This is a genomic window from Streptomyces sp. NPDC005774, from assembly GCF_042871645.1.
GTDB lineage: Bacteria > Actinomycetota > Actinomycetes > Streptomycetales > Streptomycetaceae > Streptomyces > Streptomyces pratens.
In genome coordinates this window covers 1-21777 of record NZ_JBIAIV010000045.1, presented here as the reverse complement: position 1 = coordinate 21777, position 21777 = coordinate 1, and the positions used below count along the sequence as shown (strand labels likewise).

17 protein-coding genes and 1 tRNA gene are annotated in these 21777 nt (G+C 72.5%); 11 read left to right on the top strand and 7 right to left on the bottom strand.

The genetic code is table 11. The features are described from left to right. Positions 1 to 87: 87 nt before the first annotated feature. The gene (locus ACFYQA_RS30395; RefSeq protein WP_388924564.1) at positions 88 to 1386 is read left to right on the top strand and encodes a class I SAM-dependent methyltransferase; all 1299 of its coding nucleotides are present in this window, start codon (positions 88 to 90) and stop codon (positions 1384 to 1386) included. Positions 1387 to 1478: 92 nt separating this feature from the next. On the opposite strand, the gene ACFYQA_RS30390 is transcribed toward ACFYQA_RS30395, so the two are convergent. Together ACFYQA_RS30390 and ACFYQA_RS30385 are read right to left on the bottom strand one after the other, a co-directional pair. Next, positions 1479 to 4007, bottom strand: coding sequence for an ABC transporter permease (locus ACFYQA_RS30390; protein ID WP_388924561.1), 2529 nt, complete (start codon positions 4005 to 4007; stop codon positions 1479 to 1481). A gap of 135 nt (positions 4008 to 4142) precedes the next feature. Further along, the gene (locus tag ACFYQA_RS30385; RefSeq protein WP_388924558.1) at positions 4143 to 4913 is read right to left on the bottom strand and encodes an ABC transporter ATP-binding protein; all 771 of its coding nucleotides are present in this window, start codon (positions 4911 to 4913) and stop codon (positions 4143 to 4145) included. Positions 4914 to 5390: 477 nt separating this feature from the next. Here ACFYQA_RS30385 and ACFYQA_RS30380 point away from each other — a divergent pair. After that, positions 5391 to 5478, top strand: a tRNA-Leu gene (locus ACFYQA_RS30380). Between the two features lie 574 nt (positions 5479 to 6052). On the opposite strand, the gene ddaH is transcribed toward ACFYQA_RS30380, so the two are convergent. From ddaH to ACFYQA_RS30360, 4 genes are all read right to left on the bottom strand, one after another. Then, positions 6053 to 6919 (bottom strand): dimethylargininase, encoded by an 867-nt coding sequence (gene ddaH, locus ACFYQA_RS30375; protein ID WP_388924555.1) that lies wholly within the window; start codon positions 6917 to 6919, stop codon positions 6053 to 6055. 144 nt (positions 6920 to 7063) lie between these two features. Beyond that, a complete protein-coding gene (locus ACFYQA_RS30370; RefSeq protein WP_388924552.1) occupies positions 7064 to 8377 on the bottom strand; it encodes an MFS transporter in 1314 nt (437 codons plus the stop codon). 73 nt (positions 8378 to 8450) lie between these two features. Further along, a complete protein-coding gene (locus ACFYQA_RS30365; RefSeq protein ID WP_388924549.1) occupies positions 8451 to 9836 on the bottom strand; it encodes an FAD-binding oxidoreductase in 1386 nt (461 codons plus the stop codon). 1 nt (position 9837) lies between these two features. Next, positions 9838 to 10179: a hypothetical protein gene (locus ACFYQA_RS30360; protein ID WP_388924546.1), complete on the bottom strand. Its 342-nt coding sequence runs from the start codon at positions 10177 to 10179 to the stop codon at positions 9838 to 9840. Between the two features lie 176 nt (positions 10180 to 10355). Here ACFYQA_RS30360 and ACFYQA_RS30355 point away from each other — a divergent pair, with 176 nt between their 5' ends. The 9 genes from ACFYQA_RS30355 to ACFYQA_RS30315 all read left to right on the top strand — a co-directional run bounded on the left by ACFYQA_RS30355 (position 10356) and on the right by ACFYQA_RS30315 (position 20890). Beyond that, positions 10356 to 11633, top strand: coding sequence for an acetyl-CoA carboxylase biotin carboxylase subunit family protein (locus ACFYQA_RS30355; RefSeq protein WP_388924543.1), 1278 nt, complete (start codon positions 10356 to 10358; stop codon positions 11631 to 11633). A 180-nt stretch (positions 11634 to 11813) separates the two neighbouring features. After that, positions 11814 to 13112, top strand: coding sequence for a SidA/IucD/PvdA family monooxygenase (locus ACFYQA_RS30350; protein WP_388924541.1), 1299 nt, complete (start codon positions 11814 to 11816; stop codon positions 13110 to 13112). A 31-nt stretch (positions 13113 to 13143) separates the two neighbouring features. Then, entirely contained in the window at positions 13144 to 13512 is a 369-nt protein-coding gene (locus ACFYQA_RS30345; RefSeq protein ID WP_388924538.1) for a cupin domain-containing protein, read from the top strand. A 4-nt stretch (positions 13513 to 13516) separates the two neighbouring features. Next, entirely contained in the window at positions 13517 to 15121 is a 1605-nt protein-coding gene (locus ACFYQA_RS30340; protein ID WP_388924535.1) for a class I tRNA ligase family protein, read from the top strand. A gap of 139 nt (positions 15122 to 15260) precedes the next feature. After that, positions 15261 to 16382, top strand: a complete 1122-nt coding sequence (locus ACFYQA_RS30335) for an NAD(P)/FAD-dependent oxidoreductase (protein ID WP_388924533.1) — start codon at positions 15261 to 15263, stop codon at positions 16380 to 16382. A 19-nt stretch (positions 16383 to 16401) separates the two neighbouring features. Beyond that, a complete protein-coding gene (locus ACFYQA_RS30330) occupies positions 16402 to 17658 on the top strand; it encodes an ATP-grasp domain-containing protein (RefSeq protein WP_388924530.1) in 1257 nt (418 codons plus the stop codon). 5 nt (positions 17659 to 17663) lie between these two features. Beyond that, positions 17664 to 18926 carry an ATP-grasp domain-containing protein gene (locus ACFYQA_RS30325; protein ID WP_388924527.1) on the top strand — a complete coding sequence of 421 codons (1263 nt, stop codon included), beginning with the start codon at positions 17664 to 17666 and terminating at the stop codon, positions 18924 to 18926. 43 nt (positions 18927 to 18969) lie between these two features. Next, the gene (locus tag ACFYQA_RS30320; protein WP_388924524.1) at positions 18970 to 19959 is read left to right on the top strand and encodes an MmcQ/YjbR family DNA-binding protein; all 990 of its coding nucleotides are present in this window, start codon (positions 18970 to 18972) and stop codon (positions 19957 to 19959) included. 94 nt (positions 19960 to 20053) lie between these two features. After that, a complete protein-coding gene (locus ACFYQA_RS30315; protein WP_388924521.1) occupies positions 20054 to 20890 on the top strand; it encodes an isocitrate lyase/phosphoenolpyruvate mutase family protein in 837 nt (278 codons plus the stop codon). A gap of 66 nt (positions 20891 to 20956) precedes the next feature. Here ACFYQA_RS30315 and ACFYQA_RS30310 read toward each other — a convergent pair. Then, the coding region (locus tag ACFYQA_RS30310; protein ID WP_388924519.1) for a DUF885 domain-containing protein at positions 20957 to 21777 on the bottom strand (821 nt) is incomplete at its 5' end.

Genomic DNA, 21777 nt, shown 5'->3' with positions numbered 1-21777 from the left:
TTACGTGGTGACGACATTCCGGGATTTGGCCTTCCCACGCTCTCGACGTCGCTCGAGCGGGGGACGCCCCTATCGGAGGTGTACACCATGAGAGACGCCGCTTCGCGGCTGAAGGGCCTTGTCGAACAGTTGCTGGGCGCACCGCTCCCGCTGCGCGTCCGCGCCTGGGACGGTTCGCAGGCAGGTCCGCCGGACGCCCCGATCCTTGTCGTACGCAACCGCCGTGCCGTGCGCCACCTGCTGTGGAAACCGGGTGAACTCGGCCTCGCCCGCGCCTGGGTGTCCGGCGACCTGGGGGTCGAGGGCGACCTGTACACCGTCCTCGAATTCCTCTCCGGTCCCGTCTGGCAGCGCGGCGAGGAAGCCCTCACCCTCGCCCGGTCCCTGCGCGACCCCGGCGTCCGTGCGGCCGTCCGCGGCCTCATCGCGCTGGCGGGCCCGCCGCTGCCGCCCGGCCCGCCCCCGGAGGAGATCCGCAGGCCCCACCGCGGCCTCCACACCAAGCGCAGCGACAAGAGCGCCATCAGCCACCACTACGACGTCGGCAACGACTTCTACGAGATCGTCCTCGGCCCGTCCATGGTGTACTCCTGCGCCTACTGGCCCGCCCCGCCCGTGCGGGCCACCCTCGAACAGGCCCAGCACGACAAGCTCGAACTCATCTGCCGCAAGCTCGCGCTGACGTCCGGTCAGCGGCTGCTCGACGTCGGCTGCGGCTGGGGCTCCATGGCGATCCACGCCGCCCGTGAGTACGGCGCGAGCGTCGTCGGCGTCACGCTCTCCCAGGAGCAGGCCGCGTACGCCCGTAAGCGCATCGCCGACGAAGGGCTCACCGACCGTGTCGAGATCCGTGTACAGGACTACCGTGACGTCACGGACGGCCCCTACGACGCGATCTCCTCGATCGGCATGGCCGAACACGTCGGCTCTCCGCGCTATCTGGAGTACGCCACCGCTCTGCACCGTCTCCTGGGGCCCGGCGGGCGGCTGCTGAACCACCAGATCGCACGCCGCCCGCATCGGGACGAGGCGGAGTACGAACTGAACCCGTTCATCGACGCCTACGTCTTCCCCGACGGCGAACTCGCTCCCGTGGGCACCACCGTGTCCCTGCTGGAGCGGGCCGGCTTCGAGACGCGCGACGTCGAGTCGATCCGCGAGCACTACGCCCTCACCCTGCGCCGCTGGGTGGCGAACCTGGAGACCGACTGGGACCGGGCCGTCACACTCGCCGGGCCGGGCCGGGCCCGCGTCTGGCGCCTGTACATGGCCGCCTCCGCGCTCGCCTTCGAACGCAACCGCATCGGCGTCAACCAGGTCCTGGCCGTGAAGACCCCCGAATCCGGCACCTCCGGCCTGCCCCTGCGCGCCCGCACCTGGAACTGACCGTCACCCCTGCCCCCCGAAGGGCGACGGGCACGACGACGGGCCCTGTTCCCGTACTACTCCACCCCTGGCCGTCGCCTGGCCGCGGCCTGTTATTCCGCCTTGATGGCCTGGAGCATGTTCAGCCGTGCCGCCCGCCGGGCCGGCCACAGGGCCGCGAGCACGCCCACGACGCCGGCCAGCAGCAGGAAGACCGCCATCCGGTCCCAGGGCAGGATCAGCTCGTACGTCTCCATCCCGGAGCCCACCAGCCGTCCGGCCGCCCAGCCGAAGAACACGCCCAGACCGATGCCGAGCACCCCGCCGAACAGGGAGATCACCAGGGACTCCAGGCGGACCATCCGCTTGATGCCCTTGCGGTCCAGGCCGATCGCGCGGAGCATGCCGATCTCCTGGGACCGCTCGAACACCGACATGGCCAGGGTGTTGACGACCCCGAGGACGGCGACGAGCACGGCCATCGCCAGCAGCCCGTAGACCATGTTCAGTATCAGCGTGAACATGGACGCCAGTTCGTTGGAGATGTCCTTCTTGTCCTGCACCTTGATGGCGGGGTTGGTGCCGAGGGCCTCCACCAGCCGGTCCTTCGCCGCGTCGGAGGCACCGCCGGAGGTCTTCACCATGACCTGCATGTCGACCGGGTCCGGCTGGTGCGGGGCGAGGGTCGCGGTGTCGAGCATGATGCCGCGGAACATCTCGTTGCCCTCGTAGACCCCGGCGACCGTCAGTTCCTGCTTCTCGCCGTCCTCGTAGGTGAGGGTGAAGTCCGAACCGGCCTTCCAGCCGTACCCCTCGGCGGTTTCGTGGTCGACGACGATCCGCGTGCCGGACACCTCGAAGGCGCCGTCGCGGACCGGGAAGTCGGTCAGCTCGCCGATCGAGGAGCCGTCGACGCCGGTCAGGAACTCCGTCTGCTCGTCGATGCGGACGGGCGCGTTGCGCAGCGGGCTGCTGGCGGTGATGTCGTCGGACTGCTCCAGCGTCCGCGCGACGTCCGGCGACAGCCAGTTGCCGTTCGCCGTCGACACCACGTAGTCGGCCTTGATCGCGGCGGTGGCCATCTTGTCGATGGCGTTCTGCAGGCTGCCCGCCACCACCGTCATGCCGGTGATCAGGGTGAGCCCGATCATCAGCGCGGACGCGGTCGCGGCGGTACGGCGCGGGTTGCGCACCGCGTTCTGCCGGGCCAGCTTCCCGGACATCCCGAAGACGCGCAGCACCGGCGCCACGGCGGCGATCAGCGGGCGGGACAGCAGCGGGGTCAGGATGAACACGCCGATGATCAGCAGGACCGCGCCGATGCCCATGGGGGCCTGGCCGTCCGAGCCGCTCATCGTCGTGGCCGCGAGGACCACCGCGATGCCGGCGCCCGAGAAGAGCGCGCCCAGCGTGTTGCGCAGGACGAGCGACTTGGTGGTCGCCTTGGCGTGCACGGAGTTCATCGCCGCCACCGGCGGGATCTTCGCGGCCCGGCGGCCGGGCAGCCACGCGGCGAGCATGGTGATCAGGATGCCGACCGCGAACGCGGCGGCGACGGTGCCGGGCGTGACCACCAGCGGGCCGGCGGGCACGGCCGCGTCGAACGTCCCCATCAGGGCACGCAGCCCGGCCCCGATGCCGATACCGGTGATCAGCCCGACCACGGCGGCGACCGCGCCCACCACGAACGCCTCGATCAGCACCGACCGGGTGACCTGCCGGCGGGAGGCGCCGACCGCGCGCATCAGCGCCAGTTCCCGGGTGCGCTGGGCGACGAGCATGGTGAAGGTGTTGGCGATGATGAACGTTCCGACGAACAGCGCGATGCCGGCGAACACCAGCAGGCCCTGCTTCAGCCCGCTCATCGAGGAGGCGATCATGCTCGCCTGGTCGTCGGTGAGCTGCGTGCCGGTGGTGGTCTCCACGGCATCGGCGGGCAGCGCCTTGCCCAGCTCCGCCTTCAGCGCGGTCTCGGAGACGCCGTCCTTCGCCCTGACGGCGATCTCGTCGAACGTGCCCTCCTTGCCGAACAGCTTCTGCGCGGTCGCCGTGTCGAACAGCGCGAGGCTGCCGCCGGCCGAGACCCAGCCGTCCTCGGTGGTGAAGATGCCGGCGACGACCGGTTCCAGGACCGGGCCGTCGACCGACATCCGTACGGTGTCACCGACCTTGTATCCGGCGCGCTCCGCGGTCTTGGAGTCGATCAGGATCTCGTCCGGGCCCTTCGGCGCGTGCCCTTCGGTCAGCGGGTAGCGGGGGTCGTCGGTGCCCCAGTAGTTGCCGCCCTGCGACCCGAAGCCTTCGCCGATCAGCTTCCCGTCCGCGTCGGCCATGGCGGTGAAGCCGGTGACGATGCCGATGGCCTGTGCTGCGCCGGGGACCCGGGCGCTGTCCTCGACCATGGCCGAGGTCAGTTCGTGGGGCTCGCCGACCTGGTCTCCCTCGGCGTCCTTCCACCGGGCGGTGACGGCGACGTCGACGTGGTCGAAGCCCTTGGCGGAGCTTTTCTGGAGGGCGCTGGAGATGGTGTTGGTGAAGACCAGGGTCCCCGACACGAAGGCCACGCCGAGCATCACGGCGAGCACGGTCATCAGGAGCCGGGCCTTGTGCGCGAACACATTGCGCAAGGCGGTACGGAACATGGGTGTCTTCTCGAGTCCAGTCGTACGGGTGGGGGGGTGGGGCGTCAGCAGGGGTGAGGTCGCGTCACCGGAAGAGGTGAGGGACGGTTGTGTGCTGACGGTGGCTCAGCCGGCGGCAACCCGGCCGGCGACGGCTCAGCTGGTGCGGCCCTTGGCGTCGAACCGCTTCATGCGGTCGAGCACCGAGTCGGCCGTCGGCCCGTGCAGTTCGTCCACGATCCTGCCGTCCGCGAGGAACACCACCCGGTCCGCGTAGGCCGCGGCGACCGGGTCGTGGGTCACCATGACCACCGTCTGCCCCAGATCGCGTACGGAGTTGCGCAGGAAGCCGAGCACCTCGGCGCCGGAACGGGAGTCGAGGTTGCCGGTGGGCTCGTCACCGAAGATGATCTCGGGCCTGGAGGCCAGCGCCCGCGCGACGGCGACCCGCTGCTGCTGGCCGCCGGACAGCTGCGACGGCCGGTGGCTCAACCGGTCGGACAGTCCGACCATCCGGATCACGGTGTCGAGCCACTGCTTGTCCGGCTTGCGCCCCGCGATGTCCATCGGGAGGGTGATGTTCTCCAGGGCCGTCAGGGTCGGCAGCAGGTTGTACGCCTGGAAGATGAAGCCGATCTTGTCCCGGCGCAGCCTGGTGAGCTGCTTGTCCTTGAGGGAGCCCAGCTCGGTGTCACCGATACGCACGGAACCGGCCGAGAACGTGTCGAGGCCGGCCACACAGTGCATCAGCGTGGACTTGCCGGAGCCGGAGGGGCCCATGATCGCGGTGAGCTCGGCCTGCCGGAAGTCCACGGAAACCTGGTCGAGGGCGACCACCTGGGTCTCGCCCTGGCCGTAGATCTTCGACAGCTCCGTGGCACGTGCGGCCACGAGGGTGGTCCGGTCGGCGATGGGTGCGGTGGTCACGGGATGGGTGCTCCTGACGGTACGACGTTTCACGGCAAGGGGACTGTGTCCATCGTTCCGCCCGTCGGCGGCCGTGTAGTCACCCGCAGCTCCGGTTCCGGAGGGCGACCCGGGGTGGACCCCGGGGTCCGCCGTCATACCTGCGGATGACGGCGGACCCGGAGCGAGGGGGCGCCCTCGGGCCGGGAGGGAGGATCCGGGACCGGGCGGAGGGGCGCCTTCGGGCCGAGCGGAGCCCACTGAACATCCGACATCGCAAGAACGGGTGGAGCGCCCTTGTTCGGACGGTGAAATTCCGTCATTCCGTACGCGCGGCGGGTTCCCGCACGCAAGGCTGGTGGCATGTGCTGATGGCGATTCCCGTGGCCTGATACACCCTCAGGCGTCAATAAAATAAGACAACATCGGCCCACCACCCCGCAGTTCGGGTGAGAGGTCCCGATAGGCTCGGGGGGCCCCACGCGGAGCCCATGGCCTGCCCGGATGGTGGAATGCAGACACGGCGAGCTTAAACCTCGCTGCCCCTGTTGGGGGCGTGCCGGTTCGAGTCCGGCTCCGGGCACCACCGTTGCCGCAGCTCCTGCCCCGGCCGTCGCCTCCGCCCCAGGGAGAGGAGGCGTTCGCACTCGATGGTGCGCCGCTGGGCGAGGAGCTTGTCGCCGTTCCAGGCCCGGACCCGGCTCATTCCGGCGCCGCCCGGCCCGCGGACGATGGGGACGCTGCTCGTGCGTGCCGTGGCGTGAGCACAAGGGCAGGCCCGGTTTCCAGGTGCGGCCGAACTCGCGCCGCCACCCGGGCCTGGAGCGGCACCCACCGGACGCGCGCCCCTGGGACGATCCGGAGCTGATCGCTGCACCCACCCCTACGGAGGCTCCCCGCTGCTCCGAGTGAAGCACCGGCGCCGCTTGTGGCCCAGTGCCACCCGGACCGACCGGGTTCTTCGCGTCCTGCTCCAGGTGGTGCCCGCGCAGTGCGCCGGCCCGGTGGGTGCGCCCCCGCGGCGCGTGCGGGTGGCCGCGGAGGCGGTACCGGGAGCGGCGCCCGACGAGCAGGCCGAGGCCGAGCCATCGGGCACGGCTGCCCGCGGACGCGGGCGCGGGGACATGAGGGTGCTCCTCCGGAACGGGGAGGGGCGGGGCTCAGCGGTCGCGCAGCTCCAGGGTGCAGCACTTGACGCTGCCGCCCGCCTTGAGCAGTTCGGTGAGCTCGACGCCGACCGGTTCGAATCCGTGGGCGCGCAGCTGGGCCCGCAGGCCCTTGGCAGCGCTCGGCAGCAGGACGTGACGGCCGTCGGAGAAGGCGTTCAGGCCGAAGACGGCGGCGTCCTCGGCGGAGGCGATCACGGCGTTCGGGAACAGCGTGCGCAGCACGGCCCGGCTGCCCGGGGTGAACGCCTCGGGGTAGTACATGATCTCGTCGTCCGAGAGCACCGCGAGCGCGGTGTCGAGGTGGTAGTGCCGGGGGTCGACCAGCGTCAGCGAGGTCACCGGCAGACCGAAGAACTCCTGCGCCTCGGCGTGCGAGCGGATGTCGGTACGAAAGCCGGTGCCCGCCAGGATCCGCCGGCCGACGGTGAGGAAGTCGCCCTCACCCTCGTTGACGTGCTGTGGCCACAGCACGTCCTGGTAGCCCCGCTCCTGGAACCAGCGCAGGTAGGCGGGCCCCTCGGCGGTGCGCTCGGCGTGCCGGAAGCGGGCGCCGAGGACTTTGCCGTCGACGACGGTGGCACCGTTCGCGGCGAACACCATGTCGGGCAGGTCCTCGACCGGCTCGATCTCCTCGACGCTGTGCCCGAGCTCGACGTAGAGGTCGCGCAGCCGCTCCCACTGGCGCAGCGCGAGTGCGCCGTCGGTGCCGCGGCCGGGGCTCATCCACGGGTTGATCGAGTACGTGACGTCATAGTGCCGCGGCCGGCACATCAGCAGCCGGCGGCGGGTGGCGACCCGGGCGGGCCGCTCGCCGCGGTGGGCCGGACCAGTGGGGGTGAGGGTGTCGCTGACGGGCACGGGTGCCTCCTTGACGGGTACTCAGGGGTGTTGAGTACCGGCGTGACTCGGGGTGGTGAGGGGCGTCGGCCCGTCCGGGGGGTGGGGGACGGGCCGGGTGGTACCGGAGCCGGGCATAAGGGCCGGGGCCGTACGCGGACGGCGTCAGCCGACGACGGCCGAGTCCTCGCGTGAGCCGGTCCCGGCGGGCGGATCCTGCGGCGCCGCTTCGGCCGCTTCGGCCGGCTCGTCCGAGGGGCGCAGGCCGGCGTGGGCCAGGGCCGCCGCCAGCACGCCGACGATTCCGCAGGCGAGCCAGATCCCGTCGCCGTAGCGGGTCCACATGAGCATGCCGAGAGCCGGTCCGATCGCGGAGCCGAGGCCGAAGACGGCCTGGGAGGCGGCGATGTACCGGCCGCGGATCTTCTGTTCGGCCTTGGCCGGGTGGGCCCACAGGGTCGGACCGCTGACCATCAGGCCGCCGACGCTGACGACGGTGGTGAGCAGGATCAGCGCGGGCACGCTGCCGGGCAGGCCGAAGCCCGCGACGCCGAGGCAGTACACGAACGTGCCCACTGCCGCCGCCGTGCTCGCACGCCACCGGCTCACCCGGGCGGTCACCGCCAGCTCCAGGCTGATCAGCAGCGCCGAGGACAGGGTGAGGACCACGCTGTAGAGGGCCGTGGAGTGGCCCGCGTCCTCCAGGTCGATCGGCAGGACCGAGAAGAACTGGGCGTAGACGAGCGCGCTGAGCAGCATCGACGCCAGATAGAAGAGGAAGCGGTGGTCGCGGATCATCGCGCCGTACGTCGACTGCTTCCCCTCCTCGGCCACGGTGTCCTCGGCGGGGTCCGGCGCGGAGGCCTTCCTCACCGGCCTGGGCAGCAGGACGGCGGCGAGCAGTGCGTAGACGAGGGCGGTCACGCCGTCGAACCAGAACAGCAGGTTCCAGTTGATCTGGATGAGGCCGGCGGCGAGCAGCGGTCCGGCCGCGGCGCCGATGTTCATGGCGATCCGCAGCATGGAGAAGCCCATGACCCGGAACTCGTCCGGCATCAGCTCGCTCAGCAGCGCGGAGGCGGCCGGGCGGTAGGCCTGGGTCATCAGGCCGAGCAGGACGACCAGCCCGAGCAGTACCGGATAGGTGCCGGGCTCGGCCAGCCACGGGATGACGAAGACCAGGACCGAGGAGCCGCCCATCGCCGCGATGATGGTGTTGCGGCTGCCGAGCCGCAGGGTCAGCTCGCCGCCCACGACGGTGCCCGCGACCGCGCCGACGCCGTAGGCGCCGAGCAGGAAGCCGGCCCGGTCGACGCCGTAGCCGCGGTGCGTCAGGTACAGCACGAGGAAGGTCTGGACGAAGGCGCCGAGCTGGTTGAGCAGCACGCCCCCGAGGAGGTAGCGGACCGGGCGCGGCGTCGCCCGCAGCGCGTCGAGGACGCCGGGGGAGGCGTCGTCCTTGGACTTGGGCACACTCATTGCGTCACCTTCGTTGGGAGGGGGACCCGGGTGAGGCTTCTTCGTGGGGAGCCTCGGCGGGGCCCGCGGGGGTTCAGGAACCGATCGCCTGGTCGAAGGAGAAGACCCCGTCCGGGTCGTACTTCCTCTTCACCTGCGTCAGGCGCTCGTAGTTGGCGCCGTAGTAGGCCTCGCGCCAGCCGGTCAGCTCCGGGTCGACGAAGTTCTGGTAGGCGGAGCCCGTGACGTGCGGGGCCATGGCGGCGTGCAGGCCGTTCAGCCAGTCGAGGTTGGCGTCGATCCGCGCGGGGCCGTCGTCGTCCGTCCACGAAGTGTCCAGGGACACCAGGAACAGGGTGTCGCGGTGGACGAAGGCGGTGGCGTCGGGGGCCACCCGGTTGATGGCGCCGCCCCAGGAGAACAGTCCGGCCCCGCCGCCGTCGGCGTTGTGGCTGCCGGGCCAGCGCTCCACCCAGGACAGCAGGGTCTCCACGCCCCCGGCGGCCAGGGGTTCGCGGATGTAGTTGGAGCGCAGCGCGAACTGGTCGCCGGTGGTCGCGTGGACCATGTGCGCGTTGGCCTCCCAGAACGTCCGCTCGCTCACGTCCCGGGACACCGGCGCGGCCGCGGTCAGCACCGGGTCGAGGATCTCCAGGCACTGGTGCGCGGGCCCGAAGTACTGTCCCTGGAGGGTGACCTCCAGGTTGTCGCGGATCGCGCCGAGGCCGGTGCCGTGCGTCCACACCCCCAGCCGGGCCGCGAAGTCGTCCGGTGCCCGCTGCACCATGTACTGGCCGGCGTCCAGGACGGCGGCCGCGTCCGCCCACTTCCAGGTGAGGTGGAAGGTCGTGACGTCGGGGACCGGCTGGGCCTGGAAGGTGAGGGAGACGTTGACGCCGAAGTTGCCGCCGCCACCGCCCTTGCACGCCCAGAACAAGTCCGGGTTCTCCCGCTCGCTCGCCACCACGAGCGAGCCGTCGGCCAGGACCACCGAGGTCTCCACCAGGGCGTCGGCGGTCAGGCCGTAACGACGGGCCGCGAACGCCGCGCCCCCGCCGAGCGCGAGCCCGGCCACGCCGACGGTCGGACTGGTGCCGGCCGAGAAGACCATCTCGTACGGCCGCATCGCGTCGTAGACATGGCTGATCTTCGCGCCGCCGCCCGCGACGACCAGCCCGGTGGAGCCGTCGGCGCGGGTCCGGGTGAGGCGGCCGAGGTCGATGACCAGGCCCTCGTTGACGGAGTAACCGGCGAAGCTGTGGCCGCCGTTGCGGGCGACGACGGGGACGCCCCGCTCGCGCGCCCACAACAGGGCCCGCTGGACGTCCGCCGTGTGGGCCGCGGTGACGACGGCGGCCGGAACACGGTCCCGGTAGCGGGTGTTGAACATCCGTGAGCCCACCCGGAAACCCGCGCTGCCCGGGAGGAGGACGCGGCCCTCGACCTCGCGGGCGAGGGTGGAGAAGTCGACGCCGGGCACCTCAGCGCACCTCCTCGATGTACGAGATGCCGCTGCCGGCGTGGGCGCCGTAGCGCTCCCAGCGCTCGTGCAGCCGGATCCGCCCGTCGGCCCGGACCTCCGGGGTGTTCACGCTCCGGCCGGAGATCACGCGCCCGTCGTCGAGGACCATGCTGTAGGAGAAGCTGATCACGCCGTCCGCGTCGCGGGTGCCCGCGAGCGAGCCGCGCCGGACGTCGCCGCCGGCGAACTCGGCCCAGACCAGGTCGCCCCGCTGCCGGTAGAGCGCGATGGGCGCGTCGTCGGCCGGGTCCGTGAGGACCTTCCTGAATCGCTTGCCGTCGTAATTGATCACATCAGCCATGCAAGCGGCGGCCGGAGTTGCCCGGAAGGGCCACGGCCGACGGCCAATCAACCGGACGCGGGCGGGCCTGGAACCGGGTTGATTGGCTTTGCCGGACATGGCTTCCGGGCAATGCGCACGCCCCGTGGAATCGGGTTGTCACTCGGCTTCAGTGCGTTTCAGGAGGCGAACAGCGCGTGGGCGACAACGGTGCACACAACGGCGTGGACGGCGAGCAGGGAGCGGACGGCGTGGTCCTGCTCATAGGGTGCGGCATGCGCAAGTACCGCGAGTACCTGCTGGCCGGCGCGGCGGCGACGCACCCCGTCTGGCTGTTCACGGGCGAGGAGCCCGACTGGCAGACCCCCTGCCTCACCGGGCACACCGTGCTGGACGTCACCGACCGGGCGGCCGTACTGGCGGCGGCGAGGGAACTCGCGGTGCGCGTCCCCGTGCGCGGGGTGCTCAGCTGGGACGAGACGCTGATCGTGACGACCGCCCACGTGGCGGAGGCACTCGGACTGCCCGGTGCGGGCGTGGACGGCGTGGAGGGCTGCCGGGACAAGTTCCGCAGCCGCCGGCTGCTCACCGCGGCAGGCGTCGACCAGCCGCGGTACACATGGGTGGACACCGCCGAGGAGGCCCTCGCGGCGGCGGGGACGATCGGCTGCCCCGTCGTCCTGAAGCCGCGCGGGATGGGCGCCAGCATCGGCGTCGTGTTCGCGGCGGACCTCGGTGAGGTCGCCGAGGCGTTCCGCACCGCCGACGAGGCCGGCCGGATCGGCGCGGTGCCCTACCGGGGCGGCGCGCTGGTCGAGGAATACCTCGAAGGGCCCGAGATCAGCATCGACGCGGCCGTGGTCGACGGCGAGTACCACCCGATGTTCGTGGCCCGCAAACAGGTCGGACTCTTCCCGTACTTCGAGGAGACCGGCCACCACGTCGCCGCCGACGACCCGCTGCGCACCGACGGGACGCTGCTGGAGACGGTCCGCGCCGCACACCGCGCCATCGGTTACGGATACGGCGTCACCCACACCGAGGTGAAGCTGACCGCGCGCGGCCCGGTCATCGTCGAGATCAACGGCCGTCTCGGCGGCGACCTCATCCCGCGCCTGGGACAGCTCGCCACCGGCATCGACCCGGCCCGCGCCGCCGTGCGCGCCGCACTGGGTCTGCGCCCCGACTTCTCCGACACCGTGCACCGCACGGTCGGTATCCGCTTCGGCTACCCGCCCGAGGACTGCGAGGTCGTCTCCGTCACCCCGCCCACGGAGGCCGAGGGGCTGCTGGCCGCCGAGGCTCTGGTAGAGCCCGGCGCCGAACTGCGGCTGCCGCCGAACGGCTACATCGCCCGTCACTCGTACGTCGTGGTCACCGGCGCGGACCGGGCGCAGACCGATGCCCGGCTGGACGCGGCGGCGGCCCGGGTCGGCCTCGACCGGCGGCCGCTGCCCGTGCCGGTTTCGATCTGACGGTGGCGGGGCGCGCCTCGCCCCGCCTGCCGCCGGCGCGCCTTCGGCGAGTCCGTCCCCGCCGCCTTTGCCCGTCCTCAGGAGCTGCCGCCCCCCAGGAGCATGCCCCCCCACGAGCCCTCGCACGAGCCCCCCACGAGCCCTCGCACCGAAGCCCAGTCCCTTTCTCTGGAGTACTTCATGGCACACCGCACCGTCGAAATGCTCGCCGTCGGCGCCGGCCCGGCGAACCTCGCTCTCGGGGTCGCGATCGAGGAGCTGGCCCCCGAGCTCGCGGGCCGGACCCTCGTCGTCGAGCGTGAGGAGAACGTGATGTGGCAGCGGGGCATGCTGCTGCCCGACGCCCTCAGCCAGGTCTCCTTCCTCAAGGACCTGGTCACGATGCGCAATCCGCGCAGCGGGTTCTCCTTCCTCAGCTTCCTGCAGGCACACGGACGGCTGGACGCGTTCGTCAACCTCGGCAGCTGGGTGCCGTACCGCAGTGAGATATCCGAGTACCTCCAGTGGGTCGCGGACTCGCTGGAGGAAGTGAACGTCGAGTACGGCCGGGACGTCACCTCGGTCACCCCCGTGTACGGCGACGGCGGGGAACTCACCGGCTGGCAGGCCGGGCTGGCGGACGGAGACACGATCGGCTGCCGTTACCTGGTGATCGGCGCCGGGCGGGACGCGCATGTGCCGGCCGTGTTCGAGGGGCTGCCCGCCGAGCGGGTCATCCATTCCACCGAGTACCTGCGGCGCATCGCGTCCGTCGCGGCCGACCGGCCGCTGCGGGTCGCCGTCGTCGGCGGGGCGCAGAGCGCGGCCGAGCTGTTCGGCGCGGCGCTGCGGGACCTGCCCGGCTGCCGTCCCACGATGATCATGCGCTCGATCGGTCTGAACGGCTACGAGAGCAGCAAGTTCACCAACGAGCTGTTCTACGCGTCGTTCGTCGACGACTTCTACGAGGCCGCCCCGGACGCCCGCCGTCAGCTGCTGGCGGAGATGCACCGGGCGAACTACGGCGGCCTGGCTCCGGCCACCCTCGACAGCCTGTACCGGCAGTTCTACCAGGACCGGCGGGAAGGCACCGGCCGGCTCGGCATGATCACCATGACCGACGTCACCGGCGCCGTGACCGACGGCGACGACATCGTCCTGACCCTCGGCGACCGCCGCACCGGCGCCACCGGCGAGCTGCGCACCGACTTGGTGCTGCTCGGCACCGGCTTCGACGGCGCGATGCCCCGCATGGTCCGCGACCTCGGCACCGGGCTCGGTCTGGACGGGCTCCGGGTCAGCCGCAACTACCGTCTCGAACTGGGCCGTCCGGCCACCGGGGCCCTCTACCTCCAGGGGGTCAACGAGGCCACCCACGGCATCGCCGACTCCCTGCTCAGCGTCCTCGCCGCCCGCTCGGCGGAGATAACCGAGGACATCCTCGTGCACCGCGCGGAGCACTCTGCCGGGGACCGTGAGCCCGCCCTCGCCACTGCCTGACCGACGCTCGCTCCCAGCAGAAGGACGTCCCGTGCTGATCAAGAACCTCGACCGCGCCGGCCTCGCCCACGAGAACGGCCTCGACGCCCAACGCCTGCTTCCCTGGCCCGACCTCAACGCGCCCTTCGAGGGCTCCTGGTGTGTCATCCGCCCCGGTACCGCGTCCACCCCGCACGCCCACCACGAGTACGAGATCTTCATCGCCCTGCGCGGCGATGCCTTCCTGGAGTCCGGTGGCGAGCGCGTGCCGTTCCACGCCGGTGACATTGTGCACTTCCCGCCCCACCACGAGCACCGCGTCGTCAACGACTCCGACGCCGACTTCGAGATGTACAGCGTCTGGTGGGACGCCGGGACGGCCGACCGCTTCACGGCCCGTCACACGGCACGGGAGGCGTGACACGATGAGCACCGACCAGCGGCGCACGGTCGTCATCGGCCCGCCCCCCACCCCCAACGGCGACCTGCACGTCGGCCACATCGCCGGCCCGTACATGGCGGCCGACGTCCACGCCCGCTACCTGCGGGCCACCGGGCAGCCGGTGCTGTACACGACGGGCACCGACGACAGCCAGACGTACGTCGTCTCCAGCGCGGCCAAGCTGGGCACCGGCCCGGGGGCACTCGCCGAGAAGTCCTGGCACGACATCCGCGAGACGCTCGGCCTGATGGGCATCTCCGTCGACGGCTTCGCCCCCTTCGACGACGGCTACCGCGCCATGGCCCTGGACTTCCTGACCCGGTTGCACGAAGCCGGCAGGTTCAAGCTCCGCACGGTGCGGTTGCCCTACGCCGAGGCCACCGGCGAGTTCCTGATGGAGGGTCTGGTCAGCGGCGGCTGCCCGGTCTGCCTGGCGGTCAGCCGGGGCGGGCTGTGCGAGAGCTGCGGGCACCCCAACAACTTCACCGAGCTGACCGACCCGCGCTCCACGATCGACCCGGACGCCGAGGTCACCCACCGCGAGGCCGAGATCCTCGTCCTGCCGCTGGAGGAGTACCGCGAGCGGCTCACCGCCTTCCACGAGGCCAAGCAGTCCACGTGGCGGCCGCACATCGTGCAGTTGATGCGCGAGTTGCTGGCCCGCCCGCTGCCGGACTTCCCGATCACGTACCCGACGGACTGGGGCATTCCCGCCCCGTTCCCGGAAACGCCGGGCCAGGTGCTCAACGCCTGGGCGGAGGGCATGCCGGCCTCCATGTACTGCACGGCGGTGGCCCAGCGCGCCCGCGGCGAACAGCCTTCGAGCGACGACGAGTTGTGGCTTGCCGGGAACGACATCCGGCTCGTCTACTTCCTCGGCTTCGACAACGCCTACTTCTGGGGCCTGACCCATCTGACGCTGCTGCTCGCCCACGAGGGCCGGTACGTCCTCCCGGACGCCATCGTCTGCAACGAGTTCTACGAGCTGGAGAACGAGAAGTTCTCCACCAGCAAGGGCCACGTGGTGTGGACCCGCGACCTGGTCCGCGAGGTCCCGCGCGACCTGGTCCGCTTCCACCTAGCCCTCACCGCCCCCGAGCACGCCCGCACCAACTTCTCCCGGGCCGCCCTGGAGAAGATCACCGGCGAGCGTCTGGTCGAGCCGTGGAACCGGCTGGCCGGCCTGCTGGGCAAGGCGGTCGCGGAACTCGGCCTGCAGGGCCGCGACCTGCCGGTGTCCGAGGCGGCGAACGCCCGCCGGGCGGCGATGGCCGAGCGGTTCGAGGCAGGCTACCGCCTGACCGGGTACAGCCTCAGCCGTACGGCCGACCTGATCCCGCTGCACACCGAGCGCCTCCTGGCCCGGGCCGAGGCCCTGCCGGCCGGTCCGGGCCCGGCCACCCGCGAGGCGTCCACCGACGAGCTCGGCGACCTGTTCGCGGAGGTGCGCACCCTGCTCGCCGCAGCCTCGCCGATCCTCATCGACCTCGCCGAACGGGCCCGCCCGGACGGGGGTTTCGACGGCACGTTCACCGTGGCGCCGACGGCGCGGACGACCAGGCCGTTCACCGTCCCGACGCTCGGCTGACCACCGGAGCGGACCGGGACACGGGCCCTGCCCGGCCCGTGCCCCGGATCGTGTCCGGTCCATGTCCGGTCCGTGTCCGGTTCCGGCCCGTCTCCTCTCCGTCCCGACCCCGTACCCGAGCAGCGAAAGGAGGTGCCCGATGCGTGTCACCGTGGTGGGGGGCGGCGTGATCGCCCTCCTGACAACCGTGGAGTGCGCCCTCGCCGGACACCGGGTCACGGTCGTCGACCAGGGGCCCATCCCGTACAGCAGGGCCACCTCCTTCGACCAGCACCGCATCATCCGGGCCCTGCACCCGGCCGACCCGCGCGCCACCACGGCCGCGCTGAGCGCCCACCGGCGCTGGCTGGACCTGGAGGAGCTGCTCGCCACCCGCTTCTACGAGCGGGTCGGCGCGCTCACCGTGCTCCCGCCCGACGCGGCGGACGAGGGCGCGTTCCTGCTCACCGGTGCCGGCGGGCACGCCCGCACGCTCACCGCCGCCGCACTGGCCGACCGCTACCCGCACCTCTCCCTCGACGGCGCCCTGGCAGGCGTCCTGGAGGACGAGGCCGGGGTGCTGCTCGCCGAGCGCGTACTCGCCGCCTGCGTGGGCTGGCTGAAGTGGCAGCCCGGCATCGATCTGGTCGCGCACCGGCCGGTGGTCGCGGTGGACGGCGAGCGCGGGCGGGTCCGGTTCGCGGACGGACAGGTCCTCGACGCCGACGGTGTCCTGGTCGCCGTGGGGCCGTGGGCGCGCGGGCTGCTGCCCGACCGGGTGGCGAAGACGCTCACCCTGCACCGGCAGTCCCTGCTGTACTGCAGGGCGCCCGGGGAACAGGCGGAGGCGTGGGCGGCCACGCCGGCGATCCCGGCGCTCGGCACACGGCGGGGGGCCTGGCTGATCCCGCCGGTCGCCGGCACCGCCCTCAAGGTGACCTCCGCCGCGCTGTGCCGCGAGGTCGGCGCCCTCACCGACCACCGCACGCCCGAGGAGTACCAGCGCGAGCTGGCGGCCGAGTTCGGCGACCTGCTGCCGGGCTTCTCCCCGGCCTGGGTGCTCGGCAGCAAGGACTGCTACTACCTGTCGTACTCCGATACCGGCGGCCCGCTCGTGGTCTCCCTCGGCGGCTCGGCCCACGCCTACGCGGCCTGCGGTGGCTCCTCGTTCAAGTTCGCGCCGCTGATCGCCCGCACCCTCGCCGCCCGCGTCCTCGGCCGCACCCCCGACCCGACCGGTCTGACGGCCCTGGACACCGCACCCCTCGACGCCTCCCCATGACCCCGCTGAAAGGAACGCCATGAGACTCCTGGCGATCGAAGCCCGGCAGAACGCCACCTACTACGTCTCCCGCTACCAACAGCTCGTCGGCCTCGGCGTCGACGTGTACGTCCTCAACGGCGAGGGCACCGACGACTTCTGGCCCGCCGACCGCTACCGCGTCGCCGGCTCGCGGGCCGTCACGGATCTGATCGCCACGGCCAAGGAGTGGCACGCCCAGGAGCGGTTCGAGGGCGTCCTCACCTTCTCCGAGTCCGGGGTCCTCGCGGTCGCCGCCGTCGCCGAGGCCCTCGGACTGCCCGGCATCGGCCTGGAGGCCGCCCGCGCCAGCCGGAACAAGCTCCTGATGCGCCAGGCCCACGAACGCGGCCACGCCGCCCACCCGTCCTTCCGGTTCGTCACCGACGAGAACCAGGCCCTGGCCGCCGCCGAGGAGTTCGGCTACCCGGTGATCGTGAAGCCGACCCTGGGCGCCGCCTCCCACTACGTCTTCCGCGCCGACGACGAGGCCGAGCTGCGCGAGCGCTACACCCAGGCCGCCCAGGGCCTGACCGAGCTGTCCTGGTACGCCATGGAGGCCGACGGCCTCGACCTCGGCCCGCACGGACTGCTGGTGGAGTCCTTCCTCGACGGCGACGAGTTCCTCATCGAGGCGCTGGTCTGGGACGACGAGGTGTACCTCGGCTCGATCGTCGACCGGGTCACCGCCGAGGGCGACACCTTCGACGACGACGTCCACCACGCCCCCACCGCGCTCACCCCGGAGCGGATCGAGGCCGTCCACGAGGTCGTCGCGGCGGGCGCCCGCGCCCAGGGCCTGGTCCGCAGCGTGATGCACGCCGAGGTCCGCTTCCACGACGGGCGCCCGCACCTGGTGGAGATCGCCGTACGCCCCGGGGGCGGCGGTCTGGACCACATGGCCCGCGTCTCCGCCGGCTACGACCCGATCGCCGCCGTCGCCGACGTGGCCCGCGGGATCCGCCCGCGGGTCGGGCACTACGCGCCGACCGGCGTGCACACGGCCGCCCTGTGCCTGCTGCCGCGGTCCTCCGGCCGGATCGACGACGTCCACGTCCCCGACGAGGTGACCGGCCGGGACGGCCTGCTCTTCCTCAAGCTCACCGCGAAGCCGGGGGATCTGGTCCGCCGCCCGCCGGAGGGCAACAGCATCCTCGGCTTCCTCGGCGTGACCGGCACGTCCTTCGAGGACGCGATGTCCACCGCCGAGGAACTCGCCGCCCAGATCCGCGCCGACCTCGTCCGAACCCAGGAGTGAATGACATGACCGTACGACCCGTGATCATGGTCGGCTTCGTGGCGGTGGCGGTGACCTCGCTCGCCCGGTTCCAGCCCGAGGGCTCCGTGATCGTCGTCGACGAACCCGACGTCATCCGCAACCGCGAGTTGCGGCCCAAGACCGACGAGGCTCCCGTGGTCCGCGAACTGATCGCCTGGGAGTACCGGCTCGAAGGCGCCGCCGACGCGTTCTACAACACCCACCCTGACCTCGACCCGGCCGCGATCGCCCCGCTCCAGGAGTACGCGACCCCGTTCGCCGCCCGCCTCGCCGAGCGCTACGGACTGCCCACCGGCGGCTACGGCGCCCTGCGGATCCTGCGCGACAAGGCCCTGCTGCGCAAGGTCAGCGCCGCCGCCGGCATCCTCAACCCCGAGTCGGCGGAGGTCACCGGACCGGACGGGGTCCGCGCCTTCATGGCCGCCCACCCCGGCCCGGCCGTCCTCAAACCCGCCAACCGCCAGGCCGCCCTCGGCACCCGCGTTCTCGTCTCCGCCGACGAGGTCGACGAGGCCTGGGCGGAGACCACCGCCATGGACGAGGGCGTGATGGAAACCGACCGGGGCTTCGAACTGCGCATGCTCGTCGAGCGGTGCGTGCGGGGCCGTGAGTACAGCGTGGAGATGCTGGTCGAGCGCGGCCGGGTCCTGTTCGGCAACGTCACCGGCAAGGACCTCTACCCCGGCTCCCGTCCGATCGAGCTGGGTCACCTGGTTCCCGCCGACATCCCCGGCGAACTGGACGCGCTGCTGCGCGCCGAGACCGAGCGCCTGCTGAGGTCCGTCGGCTTCGGCACCGGCACCGTCCACTGCGAGTGGATCGTCGAGGACGGCCGCCCCTACCTGGTCGAGTGCGCGGGCCGCTTCCCGGGCGACGGCATCGTCGACCTCATCGACCGCGCGTACCGCGTCGACCTCGTCCGCGACTACTGGACGCTGATGAAGGGCGAACCCCTGACCGCGGACCTCCCGGCGAAGGCGCCCGGTGCCGCCGCGGTCCGCTTCCTGCACACCGGGGAGGCCGGTGTCGTCGAGTCCGTCACCGGCGTCGAGGCGGCGCGGGAGCTGCCCGGCGTCGAGGAGTGCTCGGTGAGTGTGGAGCCCGGCGCCGAGGTGCGCGAGCTGCGCAGTTCCTGGGACCGTGTCGGCTCGGCCGTCACGGAGGCCGCCACCGGTGCCGAGGCGTACGCGGCGGCCGTACGGGCGCTGGAGACGATCGAGCTGAAGGTCCGGCCGGCGCGCGCGTGACCGTGTCGGCCGGACCGCCCACAGGAGGAAGGACGGGCAGGACATGCCCACCGTCACAGACGTACGGCGCCTGGCGCTGGCGCTGCCGCGCACCGAGGAGCATCTGATCCGGGACCGGGTGAAGTTCCGCATCGGCCGGATCGTGTACCTCGCGCTGTCCCGTGACGAGACCACCCTGGGCTTCGCGTTCCCCAAGGAGGAGCGCGCGGCCCTGGTGGCCTCGGACCCGGAGAAGTTCTCGATGCCCCGCGAGTCCGACCTCCGGTACGACTGGGCCCGGGTGACGCTGAGCGCCCTGGACCTGCCGGAACTGGCGGAACTGGTCACCGAGGCCTGGCGCATGTGCGTCCCCGCGCGACTCGCCCGCGCCCACCTCGGCCCCGGCCCCGAGCCTTCGGCCCCGCCGCTCCGGCTGGCGCAGCTGCGCGCCTCCGCCGAGGTGTTCGCCGCCTACCCGGGCGTCGACCGCACCTGGCTGGAGCTGCGCGCGCTGACCGCCCCGGGCGTCGACCCGGCCGACCCCACGCACCGCACGGCCCTGCACCGCTGGCTCAACTCCTGGGGCTGCAGGCTCCCCTACCCGCGCGAGGGCGAGCCGTACGTCCTCGGAGAGGCCCTCGCCGCCTGGGCCGTCGCGCACCCCCTCCCGGACACCCCGCTCGCCGAGCTCACCGACCCCGCGATCGACGTCCTCGCCACGGCCTACGACGACCTCGCGCGCCTCCCGGCCAAGTCCCCGCCCCGCCCCCGCGCCCTCGGCCCGACCGCCGCCGCGAAAGCGCTGTACGCGTTGCGGCCGCACACCGTCATGCCCTGGGACGCGGCCATCGCCGTCGAGCTGTACGGCGCCCGGGACGGCGCCGCCTTCGCCCGCCACCTGCGCACGGGCCGGGCCTGGGCGCGGACGGTCCTCGCCGAGAGCGGCCTGAGCGCCGACACGCTGGCGGCCGGCCTGGGACGGCCCGCCGTCACCCTGCCGAAGGTCCTCGACGAACACCTGTACGTGACGATCACCCGCCGCGGGGGTCCCTGACCACCGCTCGGCCCGTCCGAATCCCGCCCCTCTTCCCCACAGGCGTGTGACGATCGTCCGCACCTGCCCCGCATGTGAAAGGAACATGGAATTCATGACAGTTGACCAGAGCGCCAAGGACAAGGCCCAGCGGCTGCGCACGCTCGGCACCGACACGGTCCTCGTGCTGCCGAACGCCTGGGACGCGGGCAGCGCCGCCGTGATGGCCGCCGCGGGCGCCCCGGCCATCGCCACCACCAGCGGCGGTGTGGCCTGGTCCCTCGGCAAGGGCGACGGCGAGCAGGCCACCCGGGACGAGATGCTCGCCGCCGCCGCGCGTATCGCCGCCGCCGTGGACGTGCCGGTGACGGTCGACGTCGAGGCCGGCTACGGAGCGGCCCCGGCCGAGGTCGCCCAGACGGTCGCCGCAGTGGTCGCCGCCGGTGCCGTCGGCATCAACCTGGAGGACTCCAAGGCCGCGGGCGGCCCGCTGTTCACGCCCGAGGAGCAGGCCGAGCGCATCGCCGCCGCCCGCACCGCCGCCACCGAGGCCGGCCTGCCCGGGCTGGTGATCAACGCCCGTACGGACGTGTACCTCTTCGGCATCGGTGAGGAGTCCGGCCGCCTGGACGACGTCCTGGCCCGCACCGCCGCCTACGCCGAGGCGGGCGCCGACGGCATCTTCGTCCCCGGCCTGCTCGACCTGGCCGTCCTCGGCGACCTGTCCGCGCGCTCCCCGCTCCCGGTCAACGCCATGGCGGGCCCCGGCGGCCCCGGCGTCGCCGACCTGGCCAAGGCGGGTGTCCGCAGGGTGAGCGTCGGCACGGGCGTGGCCCAGGCCGCGTACACGGCGGCCCGCCGCGCCACGCTCGAACTGCTGGAGTCGGGCACCTACGACTCGCTGGACGACTCGCTGGACTTCTTCCAGATGAACGGGCTGTTCAGCGGCTGAGCACAGCGTCGGAACACCGGAAGGGGGGCCGGCCACCGGCCCCCCTTCACCCGTACGCGGGGACGCTCAGCGGCTCGCGGTCCAGCGGGCGACCACCCGGTCCAGCACGTCCAGGGGGAGCGAGCCGTTGCCGAGCACCAGGTCGTGGAAGGCGCGGACGTCGAAGCCGGAGCCCAGCTCCCGCGCGGCACGGGAACGCAGGCGCTGGATCTCGAGGCGTCCCGTCATGTACGACAGGGCCTGCCCCGGCCACTCGATGTACCGGTCGGTCTCGTTGTGGATCTCGACGTCGGCCAGGACGGTGTGCTCGCGCAGGAAGCCGACGGCCCGCTCGCGGCTCCAGCCGAAGTGGTGCAGCCCGGTGTCGACGACCAGCCGGGCGGCCCGCAGCGAGTCCATCGCGAGCATGCCGAGCCGGGCCAGTGGCCCCGAGTACAGGCCCATCTCGTCGGCGAGGCGTTCCGCGTACAGGCCCCAGCCCTCGATGTAGGCGTTGATCCACGCGATCCGCCGCAGCCGGGGCAGCCCGGTCAGCTCCTGGGCGAGGGAGAGCTGCACATGGTGGCCGGGCACCGCCTCGTGGAACGCGGTGGCCTCGGCGAGCACCCGCGAACGCTCGGTCGCCCGCTCGGTGTTGGAGTGGTAGGTGCCCGGACGCGACCCGTCCGCGGCGGCCGGCATGTACCAGGCCTGCGGCGCCCCCGGCACCTCCCGGCCGTCCAGCACACAGGCGGCCGCCGGCAGCCGCCCGAACCGGCGTGGGGCGGCCCCCGCGGGCCCCCCCCCCGCCCCCCCGGGGGCCCCCCCCCCCCCCGGGGGGCCCCCCCCCCCCGCCCCCGCGGCGGGCCCCCCCCCCCCGCGCCCCCCCCCCGCGGGGGGGCCGCCCC